The organism is Aliiglaciecola aliphaticivorans, assembly GCF_054782055.1.
The window spans coordinates 194,014-207,826 of the sequence record NZ_BAAGTF010000003.1; the positions used below are offsets into that span (position 1 = coordinate 194,014).

The window sequence follows — 13,813 nt, forward strand, 5'->3', positions numbered from 1 at the left end:
GCTGATTTGCTCAAATTACCAATCAGCGCAAGTTTATTTAGGAAATAGTTATGTCAAAACCCGACGTTAAAAAAGTTGTACTTGCCTATTCAGGCGGCTTAGATACCTCTGCCATTATTCCATGGTTGAAAGAAAATTATGATTGTGAAGTAGTGGCCTTTGCTGCCGATGTAGGTCAAGGTGATGAAGAATTAGAAGGCCTCCATGAAAAAGCCATCAAAACCGGTGCCAGCGAATGTTATATCGTTGATTTGAAAGAAGAGTTTGTTGCAGATTATATTTATCCAACGATTAAAACTGGCGCAGTATACGAAGGTGAGTACTTACTAGGTACGTCTATGGCGCGTCCAGTAATTGCTAAAGCTCAAGTAGAAATTGCCCGCAAAGTAGGGGCAGATGCGCTTTGTCACGGTTGTACGGGTAAAGGTAACGACCAAGTGCGTTTCGAAAGTACATTTGCTGCACTAGCACCTGATTTACAAGTCATTGCTCCATGGCGTGAGTGGGATATGGTTTCACGTGAAGATTTACTAGATTATCTAGCAGAACGGGATATTAAAACCAGTGCTTCTGCCACGAAGATTTACAGCCGTGATGCAAACGCATGGCACATCTCCCATGAAGGCGGTGAACTAGAGGATCCTTGGTGTGAACCAACCAAAGGCATTTGGACCATGACAGTGGATCCAGAGGATGCCCCAGACAAGCCAGAAAGTGTTGCCTTGAGTTTTGATAAAGGACAACTCACCACAGTAAACGGTGTTGCCTTATCGCCATATCAAGCACTCGTTGAATTAAACAACATTGCAGCTAAACATGGCGTTGGCCGCATTGATATTGTTGAAAACCGGTTAGTGGGAATGAAGTCTCGCGGATGTTATGAAACACCTGGGGGCACCGTAATGATGGCAGCATACAAAGCGCTAGAGTGTATGGTTTTAGATAAAGCGGCATTAAAACATCGTGAATACCTAGGCTTAGAATTCTCCCACGTAATGTATGACGGCCGTTGGTTTACAGCCCTATCTGATTCTTTGTTAGCAGGTGCCGAAGTGTTTGCACAGCAAGTTACCGGTGACATTGTGATCAAGCTATATAAAGGACGTGCCACTGTGACCCAACGTCGCTCGCCAAATAGCTTGTATTCAGAAGACTTTGCGACTTTTGGTGAAGACGATGTTTATGACCAAAAACATGCCGAAGGATTCATTCGTTTGTTTAGCTTGTCGAGCCGCATCGCAACCTTGAATAAAAAAGCGCAAGACGCTAAAAAAGGAAACTAGTCATGGGTTTATGGGGAGGCCGCTTCCAAGAGGGCAGCAGTAACATGTTCAAACAGGTCAATGACTCTTTGCCCTTTGACCGAATATTAGCGAGCCAAGATATTCGTGGCTCGATTGTTTGGTCTCGTGCCATAGCGAAAGCTGGCGTGTTAACCACTGAAGAACAGCAACAACTTGAATCTGCATTAAATGAATTGCTGAGTAAAGCCGATGCCGATGAACTGGATTTTGATGCCAGTGGTGAAGAAGATATTCATAGCTTCATCGAGTCAGCGTTAATTGAAAAGCTAGGTGACTTAGGCCGAAAACTGCATACAGGACGCAGTCGAAACGACCAAGTGGCGACGGATTTTAGACTCTGGTGTAAAGAGCATTTAGAAAGTCTTAAAGATGATCTAATCGCAATTAAAAATGCCCTTGTACTGTCAGCCGATCGCAATAGAAAAGTTATCTTGCCAGGTTATACCCATTTGCAACGCGCTCAACCCGTGCGTTATCCGCATTGGTGTTTGGCGTATGTTGAAATGCTCAAACGCGACATTAGTCGTTTACAAGATTTGCTGGCAAGAATGAACCAATGTCCATTAGGCAGTGGTGCTTTAGCAGGCACTGTGTACGCTATTGATCGTCAGGAGATTGCAGAGCAACTTAGCTTTGCCTCTCCTTGTGTGAATAGTTTAGATGCAGTATCTGATCGAGACTATGTTCTAGAGCTTTTATTCTGCGCAAGTACATCCATGATGCATTTATCACGCATGGCAGAAGATCTTATCTTCTTTAATTCTGGTGAAGCTGGGTTTATCACCTTAGGTGATGCTGTCACTTCTGGCTCATCATTGATGCCACAAAAGAAAAACCCTGATGCATTGGAATTAATGCGCGGCAAATGCGGCAGAGTATTTGGTAGCTTGCAGGCATTATTAGTCACTATGAAAGGCCTTCCGCTTGCGTACAACAAAGACATGCAAGAAGACAAAGAAGGTGCCTTTGATGCGGTTAATCAATGGCATATTTGTTTGTGCATAGCTGCCGAAGTAGTAGACACCATTGAATTAGATGCAGAGCGCACAGCGCAAGCAGCTAAGCAAGGTTATGCCAATGCGACCGAAATGGCCGATTATCTTGTTGCCAAAGGTATTCCATTTAGAACTGCACATGACATTTCTGGACAAATCGTACTCGCTGCTATCGAACAAAACAAAGCCATTGAAAATTTAACGCTAGAGGAATTACAAAACTTCAGTTCTGAAATTGAAGACGATGTGTATGCCGTACTAGAGCTAGAGTACTTGGTTGATAAGCGCAATATACTTGGTGGCACAGGTGCACAGCCAGTATTTGCAGCCCTTGATGCTGAACTGAAAAGTATAAAGAGCTGAGGAACGAAATAATGGTGATGTCAGACATTGATAGCGTTAGGTTGTTTCGCAACTCTGCCCCTTATATTAATTCTCATAGGGGCAAAACGTTTGTTTTAATGTTTGGTGGCGAGGCCGTTGAAGACATTAACTTCCCCAATATTATCAATGACATAGCCTTACTTAATAGTTTGGGTGTGAAACTTGTTTTGGTACACGGTGCGCGCCCGCAAATCGACCAACGTATTGCCTTACGGGGTGTTGAAAAACGCTTTAGTAATAATGTTCGCTTAACCGACAAAGACACCTTGGAATCGGTAAAAGACGCTGCAGGCTCAGTACGTTCGCAAATTGAGGCTCTGTTAACCATGGGGCTGGCAAACTCGCCAATGCACGGCGCGCATATTCGTGTGTGCTCTGGTAATTTGGTTGTCGCCATGCCTATGGGCGTTAGAGACGGTGTTGATTTTGAGCACACGGGCGTGGTGAGACGTATTGATGTAGTTGGCATAAACGATCACCTTCAAGATGGCTCCATCGTCTTGTTATCACCTATGGGATACTCATCCACAGGAGAAGTGTTTAACTTATCTCATGAAGATGTTGCCACTCAAGCGGCGATAAGCTTAAACGCCGACAAGTTGATTGTTTTTTCTGAGCATCAAGGCATTTTAGATGAAAGCGGAAAACTGCGCCGCAACATAGACTCATCAAAGTTGGCTGATTTGCTGGAAGAAGGTGCCAGAGAAGATCAACGAGGCATCTTAGACGCAATCAATCAAACCATTGCTGCGGATATTCCCCGCTGCCATTGCGTTAGCTTCAAAAAAGATGGGGCTTTACTGCAAGAGTTATTCACACGAGACGGTTCTGGTTCTCTTGTTTCAAAACGCCATTACGAGCAACTTCGCAAAGCGAAAATTGAAGATGTGGGAGGGATCCTACAGTTGATCAATCCCCTCGAAGAGAAAGGGATTTTGGTTAAACGTTCTCGAGAGCTTTTAGAAGCGGAGATTGAACAGTTTACTGTTATCGAGCGCGACGGCATGATTATCGCCTGTGCTGCTTTTTACCCTTACCCCCAAGATGGTACGGGAGAGCTTGCTTGTGTTGCTACCCATGGTGACTATCGTGGTAAAAGTCGAGCTGAACGCTTACTTGAAGCCATAAAGCAAGACGCTGAAGAACAAGGATTAGAGAGTATTTTTGTGCTGACAACTGTGACCGCTCATTGGTTTCAAGAGCAAGGTTTTGTGATGTCCAGCATTGATGCCCTGCCTGAATCGAAAAAGTTGTTATACAACTTTCAGAGGAACTCGAAGGTATTTGTTATGCCCCTAGATAAATAGACTTCTGGAACTAACCAGTATCGAGCTATTTCTGAATAAAAAAACGGCCAACTATTTTTGCGAATCGTTGGCCGTTTTTTTTTGGCATTGTATTAAGTTACAACGAGTTTAGATACTCACTCGTTTGTATTGACGGTATTTAGGTTTCCAGAAATTAGCTTCAATACTTGCTCGTAGCGCATCGTCGCTGGTTTCTAGTGCCAAACCTTGTTGTTGAGCAACCTTTCCTACTGCAAATGCAATCTTTTTACTTAAACTTGCAATATCAGTTAAAGGCGGTAATAACGACCCCTCACCTTCGCTAGCTAAAGGAGAAGCCAGCGCTAAGGCTTCACTAGTGGCCATCAGCATCTCCTCACTGACCAATCGAGCTTTAGTAGCCAACACACCCAAACCAATTCCTGGGAAAATATAGCTGTTATTACATTGGGCAATGGGGAATATACTGCCGTTATATTCAACTGGGTCAAAAGGACTTCCCGTAGCAATAATTACCTGCCCGTTAGTCCATTCAATAACTTGTTCAGGTCTGGCTTCAACCTGACGAGAGGGATTGCTTAATGGGAAGATAATGGGTAAATCACAATTCGCTTTCATACCGCGAATGACGTCTTCGGTAAATAAACCAGCCTGACCGGATACCCCAATCAAAATATCTGGTTTTGCATGGTTCACCACATCTAATAAGCTTGCCCACTCATTTTCGGTGTTCCAGCCTTTAATCACTTCAGGGTTTTGAACTAATTTCTGTTGGAAATCTCGCAACCCTTGCATACCATCGGTTAATAACCCAAAACGGTCAATCATGAATACTTGCTGCCTGGCTTGAGCATCGCTGATACCCTCATGGCACATACGGCTGATAATCATCTCTGCGATCCCACATCCAGCCGATCCTGACCCCACAAACACCACTTTTTGATCTTTTAACTTAACTCCTTTGCTCAAGCATGCTGCCAAAATAGAACCAAGAGTGACAGCTGCTGTACCTTGAATATCATCATTGAAACAACATACCTGCTCACGATAGCGCTCTAACAATGGCATAGCATTAGGCTGTGCAAAATCTTCAAACTGAATTAACACTTCAGGCCAGCGTTTATGGGCTGCTTGAATAAACATATCCACAAAGTCATTATACTCTTCGCCAGTTATCCGTTTGTGACGGGCGCCCATGTACATTGGATCATCAAGTAATTTTTCATTGTTGGTACCCACATCCAGCATTACAGGTAAGGTATAAGCTGGGCTAATTCCACCGCAAGCGGTATATAATGAAAGCTTACCAATGGGTATTCCCATGCCGCCAATACCTTGGTCACCCAACCCTAAAATCCGCTCACCATCGGTTACCACTATGACTTTCACTTTGCGCTTGGTTGCGTTGCGCAAGATATCGTCAATTTGCGTCCGCTCAGAATAGGAAATAAATAAGCCACGTGAACTACGATAAATATCAGAAAATTGTTCACAAGCATCCCCTACCGTTGGGGTATAAATAATTGGCATCATTTCATCGATGTGAGACTGCACTAAACGATAAAATAAGGTTTCATTATTGTCCTGTATCGCTCGTAGATAAATATGCTTGTTAATAGGAGAAGAAAAACTGGAATATTGCATATAGGCGCGCTCTACCTGTTCTTCAATGCTCTCATAGCGTGGTGGTAATAGACCGGTTAAATTAAAATTTTCACGCTCCTTTGCAGTAAATGCACTGCCCTTATTTAATAATGGCGTTTCTAATAATGATGGGCCTGAGTGGGGAATGTACAAGTATTTAGATGTATTACTCATTAGAGGTTATCTTTTTCCGTTTTTCTCTTATTTCTAAAGAGGATTTTATGGGTTAACTGTTTAGTGAGCGTAAGTCTAACCAATACTGAGGTAAACTCAGTATCAATTTGTCTGGTCAGATGAGCCCGTCAATATAGTGCTAAATGTTTAACGAAAGTTCACGTCCATCAAAGTAGCTCACAGGCTCCAAAATTAGCGATTAAGTTACCCGGCTAATCTTGGAGCTCATTTTATTTATAGTTAATATAGGTGGATAGCACTTTAGCTCGTTAAAAAATATCTTCAGGTTCGACACTGTCCTGTTGACTCGTTTCAAAGGGATCCACAATACTATCTGATTGAACTGAAGTTGTTGGTTCTGTTCCCTGGATAAAGTATTCAAACATTGAAGTGTAATCGGTTCGCGTTGTGAGCTTGCCTGTTTCCCGATCAATTCTTACGGTGATAATATCTTCAGGCATAGGTTTAGTTTGTTGTGGTACGCCGTCCAGGGCTTTTTCCATAAATCGGATCCACGCTGGTTGAGCTGCTTTAGCACCATCTTCGGCACCTATCATAGCGTTACCAATCCAATTAAACTTCTCAGGGTTTTCGTTGATCAAATTCTGATTTCGGGAAGTGCGCCCCAACATTCGACTCATATCATCAAAGCCAACCCAAGAGGTAGCAACGAGTCCAGGCGCAAAGCCACTGAACCAAGTATCACGAGAGTCATTGGTAGTACCGGTTTTACCCGCCAAATCAGTGCGGCCGAGAATATTTCTAGCTCGCCAACCTGTGCCCAGCCAATAGGTATTGCGCTTAGGATCGTTGCTCCAACGACCATTGCCACGCACAGCGGTGCGCATCATTTCTCGGACTAAAAATGTGTTTTGGGCCGACACCACTCGTTCAGCAATATTTATCTCGGGCTCTTCCTCAGCCCCGGCTTCTGGTTCCGACAAACCATTTAATTCAGCTGCCAACAAAGCTTCAATCTGCTGCTCTGTCAGCTCTTCTGGATTGAGTTCTGACGAGCTTTCCTCTTGGGTTTGCTCGGCATTAAGGCTTTCACATTCTTCACAAACCTGTGGTGGATTAGCTTGCCATAGAATTTTGCCATATTCATCCTCGATACGCTGGATGAAATGAGGGCGCACATAATAGCCACCGTTAGCGATTACTGACATGGCAGTGGCAACCTCTAAAGGTGTTTGCGAGCCTGAGCCCAAAGATAAGGTTTCATCTTTAGGGATTTCACTGCGGTCAAAACCAAATTTACTAAGATGGTCCACTGCTGCGTTGATACCAATTGCACGTAACAAACGAACAGATACAACGTTTTTCGATTTTCCTAAAGCAACACGCATGCGAATGGGTCCATCATAAACTGCCGGTGAGTTTTGTGGCCGCCATGCAGTACCTGTGCTTGCATCCCATTGATTAATGGGGGCGTCATTAATGATACTCGCTAAGGTATAGCCTTGTTCGATTGCGGCAGAATATATGAAAGGTTTAATATTTGAGCCCACTTGCCTTTTTGCTTGGGTCGCGCGATTAAATTGACTCTGGTAAAAACTATAACCGCCTACAACTGCCTGAACCGCACCATTATTAGGGTCAAGAGCCACAAATGCGCCACTCACCGTAGGCAATTGCGATAACTTCCAGATACCTTCTTCGTTTTGTCTAATCCATATTAATTGACCTTCGGCAACAATATCACTCGCAGTTTTAGGATCCTTACCTTGGCGATTATCATCTATATAAGGCCTTGCCCAATGCATACCTTGCCATTCGATGGTTTGATATTCCCCTTGGCCATTAAAAACTTCAAAACTGGTTTCATCAACTTTAGTGACCACTGCCGGATTAAGAACTCCAATTTTCGGATACGCAGTCAAAACCTCTAACATCTGAGTTTCGTCCCATGGGGCTGAGTCGAGTTCTACCAGTTCAATCAGTTCAGAATTTTCATCTGCACTGTTATTCTGTTGGTTATTTTCTTCTTGCTCTCCCCATAACACTCGAATGGGACCACGATATCCATGGCGTTCGTCATAATCATGCAAATTACGTATCACTGCAGTTTGTGCGGCAAACTGTAAATCCGATGGCGCAGTAGCAAATACTTGATAACCGCCGGTTTCAGCTTCTTCTTTGCCATACAGCTCAACCATTTCATTGTAGATAAGATCGGCTAAGTAAGGCGCATCTAACTGAATTTCCGCGCCATGACGTTTAGAAATCACCGGTTCGTTATTAGCCTGATCAAACTCCTCACGAGTTATATACTCCTCATCAAGCATTCTTAACAATACAACTCTGCGGCGCGCTTTAGCCCTTTCTGGACTGGAAATTGGATTCAATGTAGAAGGAGCTTTAGGCAGCCCAGCAATGGTCGCCACTTCAGCTAGACTCAGCTCATTCACCGCCTTGCCATAATAAACTTGGGCGGCTGCACCAAACCCGAAAGCGCGATGCCCCAATTCAATTTTATTTAAATACAGCGCCAATATTTCATCTTTGCTAAGCAAACCTTCCATATGCCATGCAATAAAGATCTCTTTTATTTTTCGAATGTAGGTTTTATCACGGGTTAAGAAAAAGCCTCTCGCTAGCTGCATTGTAAGGGTACTACCACCTTGCCCACGCTCGCCAGTCAAGACTAAATTCACAAAAGCTCGCCCTAAGCCGATAGGATCTATACCAGGGTGTTCGTAGAATCGACTATCCTCTATTGCAAGTACGGCATTAATGAGTGATTGCGGGACTTCGTCTAACTCTAATGGTATGCGACGCTTGACACCAAACTGAGAAATCAGTTTACCGTCTTGTGTATAAATCTTCATGGGTGTTTGTAAGCGAACGTCTTTTAACACTTCAACACTTGGAAGATCGGGTTTGATATAAAAGTACATACCTACAATCGCTATCGTACCAAGCAGAAATGCGGCTATACTCATTATTAATAACAGTTTGATGTACTTCACAAAAATTAAACTACCAGAGCAAAATTAACTAAATGACTTATATTTTATACCTATGTACCGTTATTAGAACCATTAAAAACAAAAAAATGAGTAATAATGGTAAAACTAAAGCAATTAATATGGTTCGGAACTAACTGTGTTGAAAGAACTTTTCAAGAAAAAAGCCTCTCAAATGATAGGTCTCGATATCGGTACCAGGTACGTTAAGGCCGTTTTGTTCGAACAAGATGGCAAGCAAACTAAGGTACAGAGTTTCGCATGTGAGCAAATAAACGGCAATGCCTTTGCTGACAGAGAAATAAAAGATTTTGACGCTATTAGTAACGTGCTCAAAAAAGTGAAACTGTCTCTGAAAAGCAAAAACAAAAATGTTGTGGTGGCTATATCAGGCAGTTCAGTGTTAAGTAAAATCGTTTATATGGATCCCGACCAACAAGATTTCGAACTGGAAACACAAATCGAAATCGAATCTGACAGCCTTATTCCCTATCCATTAGAAGAAGTCTATTTAGATTTTGAAGAGCTAGGTGAGAGCAAGACACATATAGGTAAAGTGGATGTATTGTTAAGTGCTGCCCACAAAGATGTCGTCGATAGCCGTATTACCCTGTTAAGGGAGCTCGAGTTTATACCTAAAATTGTTGATATCGAAAATTATGCGCTGGGCAATGCAATAATTGAATTTGCCGATTATCCTGCAGACAAACCCGTGCTATGTTTCAATATTGGCGCGTCTCAATTACAACTTTGCGTGGTCGAAAATGACAGAGTTGTTTATAGCAAAGAGCATAGTTTTGGGATGGATAGTCTTATTCAAGATTTGAGTATTATTCACACCCTGGATAAATCAGAAACCGAGCAACAATTGGTTAAAGGTGAGTTACCTGCTACCTGGCGTGAAGATACATTCCCGATATTTTTAGCTAACCTAAATCAACATATCAGTCGCGCGGTTCAGATGTATATTAGTTCAACTGGTGCGGAACGACCTGAATCCATGATGGTCTGTGGTGGTGGCGCAAATATACAACAAATAGCCGCTGATTTAGAATCAGAATTAGCAGTGGAAGTGACTGTTTTCAATCCATTTAAAGCAATGCAAATTTCTGAAAAAGCGGAACAGCAAGGTTTCCAAGACGTAGCTCCACAATTAGCGATTGCAGCCGGTTTAGCATCTAGGAGTTTCAAGCCATGTCACATGTAAATTTATTACCATGGCGAGAGGAACTGCGCAAAAGACAGAAGAAGGATTTTTTAACGCTGCTGTTTGCCGTCGCCCTTTTTGTGATGATTATTGTTTACCTAATAGGCATGCTAATCGATAGCAAGATCGCTGGCCAAAATCAGCGAAATGCATTTTTAGAAGGTCAAATAGCCGTTTTAGATGCCGAGATTGCCAAGATAAAAGATATTAAAGAAAGTAAAAAAGCCATTGAACAAAGAATGGCCTTGATTGAACAATTGCAGACCAGCCGTAATGTTGCTCCAATCATATTCGATGAACTTGCACGCTTAGTTCCACCTGGTGTTTCTTTCCGCTCATTCTCGAGACAAGGGAATATCATAGAATTATCAGGGGTCAGCGAATCTAACAACCGTTTATCTTCATTTATGCGCAAAATAGAAGACTCTAAAATATTTGGTCAAGGTGAATTATCATCTATTGTCGCCGATACCTCCGCGCCAGATGCTGTAAGTGAATTTAAGTTAACCTTTACCATAAACTCCTCAGTGGCACCGGATTTCTCTGCAACACCAACAGAGGAACAGCAATGAAATTTGATGTAAACAAACTCAAAGAAATGAACGAGCTGGATTTCGAACAGGTCGCCAACTGGCCGTTCGAAGTGAAAACAGTAGTCGCGTTATTTGTCGCTATATTGGTATCAGTGGGTGGATACTATGGATTGATATCCTCTAAATTGCCCGTTTTAGGACGTGTTCAAGGCAACGAAGTGGAGTTAAAACAAACTTTTGCTGCTAAATATAGAATTGCCGTTAATTTAAAAGCTTATGAGGAACAGCTCGCTCGCATAGAAGCAGATTTCTCCTCAATGTTAAAATCACTGCCAACCAGTAATGAAACGCCAGGTCTGATAGATGATATTACTTTTGTGGGTACAACCGCAGGTTTAAACTTTAAACTGATAAACTGGCAACAAGAAATTCCAAAAGAATTTTATACTGAGCTACCTATTCAAATGGAAGTCACTGGCAACTATCATGAATTTGGACAATTTGTATCTAATATCGCTGCCTTGCCGCGCATTGTAACTTTGCATAATTTTGATATAACTCAACAAGGTTCTGAATTACGTTTACAGCTTCAAGCAAAAACATATCGCACAGCAGTTTCGGAGCAAGGTCAATGAAAATAGTATTTTTTATGATGGCCGTTATTACGTTAGCGGGCTGTGAAGCGAAAACCGACGATTTAGTCACCTACGTAGTTGAAGTTAAACAAAGTACTTCCATAAGTATTGAGCCCTATCCTGAGTTCAAAACCCAACCCGCTTTTGAATATAAAGCTGGCGGACTACGTAGCCCTTTTAAACGACCTCGAAGCACAGCGGTTCAAACGGTAGAAGTAAAACGTGAAAATTGTTTGCAACCAGACTTCAATAGAAGCAAAGGTCCATTGGAGGCGTTTGGATTAGACGCACTAACCATTTCTGGAACGTTCACCAGTCAAGGACGAAAATGGGCACTAATTACCGCCAATGATGGTTCGTTACATAAGGTCACCACAGGAGACTACATAGGTTTGTTTTTCGGAAAAATTACGTCTATCAACAATGGTGATATTTCAATTGAAGAAATGCTGCCTGATGGTGCCGGATGCTGGCAAAAAAATAAAGCAACATTAAGCATGTCTTCACAGGCAGGAGAAAATAACAATGTCTGAGCGTTATATCTTTAATCACAAACTAAACAAAGCCAATCACACTTGGATTTGGCTAGCGTTAGTGCTTGCCGGAATATCTTCTGTTTCGTTCAATTCCAAAGCCCAACAAGTTCAAGCAGAATTAGTTAATCCCGAACAGGCAGTGGCGAGTGCTTTTCGCTCACAATTGACAGATTTGAACTTTAACCGCACTTCAACAGGAGGCAGTCGTATTTCGTTAGATTTCGATAATAGCGACTTCCAAATGCAGCTATCGCAAAAAAACAGCAAAATAACCCTTACCTTGCCAGCTGTAAAACTCGCTGAAGATCAACTTTTCACCCTTGATGTTGCAGACTTTGCCAGCCAAGTATCGAGCATAGAAACCTTTCAAGAAACCAAAGGTAGTAAAGTCGAGTTCAATTTAGTTAACAAATCAATTTTTAGTCATAAAAAGAACGGTAAACAATTAGTCATCGAAATTGAGCAAGATGATACCCCCGAAGCAAATAAAGCAGTTTCAGCATATACTGGTGAGCCCATCTCGTTAGACTTTCAAGATGTTCCTGTTCGTCAAGTGCTACAGATTATTGCCCAGGTCAATGGTTTCAATTTAGTTACTACAGATACTGTTAGTGGTAACGTAACTATTAGTTTGTCTGGCGTTCCTTGGGACCAAGCCCTTGAAATGATATTAAAAATTAAGGGCTTAGATAAACGACTTGAAGGGAATATTCTGCTTATAGCGCCTTCTGAAGAATTGACTGCTCGAGAAACACAACAATTGCAGTCTAAGCAACAAGTGGCCGATTTAGCGCCCCTAAATGCAGTCAATATTCCAATTAACTACGCTAAAGCCCAAGAGATGGCAGCAATTTTAAAATCTGCCGACGCGAGTATTCTTAGTCCAAGGGGTTCTGTCACCATTGATGAGCGCACCAATACAGTGTTGTTGCGAGATACTCAGGAGTCAGTAGAAGAAGCTCGCGCTCTGATAAAAGCCTTGGATATTCCCATTAAGCAAGTTTTAATTGAATCCAGAATGGTAACCGTTCGCGACAATGTTGATGAGCAACTTGGAGTCAGATGGGGCATAAGTGACAGCACTTCCGATGGCGGCATTTCAGGATCACTGGAAGGCGCTAATGACATTGCCTCAGGGGTATTCCCAGATTTAGCAGATAGATTGAATGTTAATCTTCCAGTAACGAACCCAGCGGGAAGTATCGGTATTCAAATCGCGAGATTGGTAGATGGCACTATTATCGATTTAGAACTCAGCGCACTTGAAACAGAAAACAAAGGTGAAATCATCGCGAGCCCGCGCATCACAGTAGCCAACCAACAAGAAGCCTACATCGAGCAAGGGACGGAAATTCCGTATGTACAAGCTACCTCTAGTGGTGCGACGTCCGTAGAGTTTAAGAAAGCGGTATTGAGTTTAAAAGTGACTCCCCATATTACCCCTGACAATCGGGTTATATTAGATCTTGTTGTGACCCAAGACACTCGCGGTGAAACTGTGTCCACCTCGACAGGTCCTGCAGTCGCTATCGATACACAGGAAATCAGCACACAAGTATTAGTGGAAAATGGCGAAACCATTGTACTAGGCGGGATATTCCAACAAACATCCACTGATGATGTGTCTAAAATTCCTCTTTTAGGCGACTTGCCGGTCGTGGGTACGCTTTTTAGAAACACTCAAAAGGTAAATGAAAAACGTGAACTGCTGATTTTTGTTACCCCTAAAATACTAGTGGATACACTCTAATAACCTAGACGCATTTTTGAATAACCACTCCAGGGCAATTTTATTGCCTTTTTTTATGAAATAGAACCTTTGTTTACACACTCTTGATCTGCTGTGTCTTTTAGCTACAATGTAACTCTTCGCAATTGTGTCCATAACAATTAAGTAACTCAACAATTTTATGGTACATTTGCTAGCGCTTTTGTTGAGACGAATACTCCTTTTAATGTAACTAAACACATCGTTAATGGGGTACCAAAAACATATCTTTACACCTCTATATTTGATGATGGTGCAAATTAAAAGCAACAAAACTTGCAAATTTCAGCATATAACTGAGATAATCGCGCTCTCGAAATTTTGACGAGGTCATGTTCAGACCAATTACCTAGACGAATCGAGTCGACTAGATTTAAC

Annotated in this window: 10 protein-coding genes; 8 read left to right on the plus strand and 2 right to left on the minus strand. The window is 42.3% G+C overall.

Annotation, left to right across the window (positions count from 1 at the left end):
• The first annotated feature begins 50 nt into the window (after positions 1 to 50).
• The 3 genes from ACYVIL_RS01895 to argA are packed head-to-tail and all read left to right on the plus strand — an operon-like array spanning position 51 to position 3,990.
• Complete coding sequence (locus ACYVIL_RS01895; protein WP_303470884.1) at positions 51 to 1,283, plus strand: argininosuccinate synthase; 1,233 nt, start codon at positions 51 to 53, stop codon at positions 1,281 to 1,283.
• 2 nt (positions 1,284 to 1,285) lie between these two features.
• The gene (gene argH, locus ACYVIL_RS01900; protein WP_303470886.1) at positions 1,286 to 2,662 is read left to right on the plus strand and encodes an argininosuccinate lyase; all 1,377 of its coding nucleotides are present in this window, start codon (positions 1,286 to 1,288) and stop codon (positions 2,660 to 2,662) included.
• Positions 2,663 to 2,673: 11 nt separating this feature from the next.
• Positions 2,674 to 3,990, plus strand: a complete 1,317-nt coding sequence (argA, locus tag ACYVIL_RS01905; protein WP_303470887.1) for an amino-acid N-acetyltransferase — start codon at positions 2,674 to 2,676, stop codon at positions 3,988 to 3,990.
• A gap of 108 nt (positions 3,991 to 4,098) precedes the next feature.
• On the opposite strand, the gene ACYVIL_RS01910 is transcribed toward argA, so the two are convergent.
• Both ACYVIL_RS01910 and ACYVIL_RS01915 read right to left on the minus strand, forming a co-directional pair.
• Positions 4,099 to 5,787 (minus strand): NAD-dependent malic enzyme, encoded by a 1,689-nt coding sequence (locus tag ACYVIL_RS01910; RefSeq protein WP_460311371.1) that lies wholly within the window; start codon positions 5,785 to 5,787, stop codon positions 4,099 to 4,101.
• A 269-nt stretch (positions 5,788 to 6,056) separates the two neighbouring features.
• Positions 6,057 to 8,759, minus strand: coding sequence for a penicillin-binding protein 1A (locus ACYVIL_RS01915; protein ID WP_460311372.1), 2,703 nt, complete (start codon positions 8,757 to 8,759; stop codon positions 6,057 to 6,059).
• A 139-nt stretch (positions 8,760 to 8,898) separates the two neighbouring features.
• Here ACYVIL_RS01915 and pilM point away from each other — a divergent pair, with 139 nt between their 5' ends.
• The 5 genes from pilM to ACYVIL_RS01940 are packed head-to-tail and all read left to right on the plus strand — an operon-like array spanning position 8,899 to position 13,417.
• Positions 8,899 to 9,963 carry a type IV pilus assembly protein PilM gene (gene pilM, locus ACYVIL_RS01920; protein ID WP_460311452.1) on the plus strand — a complete coding sequence of 355 codons (1,065 nt, stop codon included), beginning with the start codon at positions 8,899 to 8,901 and terminating at the stop codon, positions 9,961 to 9,963.
• Positions 9,951 to 10,535: a PilN domain-containing protein gene (locus ACYVIL_RS01925; protein ID WP_303470893.1), complete on the plus strand. Its 585-nt coding sequence runs from the start codon at positions 9,951 to 9,953 to the stop codon at positions 10,533 to 10,535. Before pilM ends, ACYVIL_RS01925 begins: the two co-directional genes overlap by 13 nt.
• A complete protein-coding gene (locus ACYVIL_RS01930) occupies positions 10,532 to 11,131 on the plus strand; it encodes a type IV pilus inner membrane component PilO (protein ID WP_460311373.1) in 600 nt (199 codons plus the stop codon). Before ACYVIL_RS01925 ends, ACYVIL_RS01930 begins: the two co-directional genes overlap by 4 nt.
• Entirely contained in the window at positions 11,128 to 11,664 is a 537-nt protein-coding gene (locus ACYVIL_RS01935; protein WP_460311374.1) for a pilus assembly protein PilP, read from the plus strand. The genes ACYVIL_RS01930 and ACYVIL_RS01935 overlap by 4 nt, the downstream gene beginning before the upstream one ends.
• Positions 11,657 to 13,417, plus strand: a complete 1,761-nt coding sequence (locus tag ACYVIL_RS01940) for a type IV pilus secretin PilQ (RefSeq protein ID WP_303470899.1) — start codon at positions 11,657 to 11,659, stop codon at positions 13,415 to 13,417. The genes ACYVIL_RS01935 and ACYVIL_RS01940 overlap by 8 nt, the downstream gene beginning before the upstream one ends.
• Positions 13,418 to 13,813: the final 396 nt, after the last annotated feature.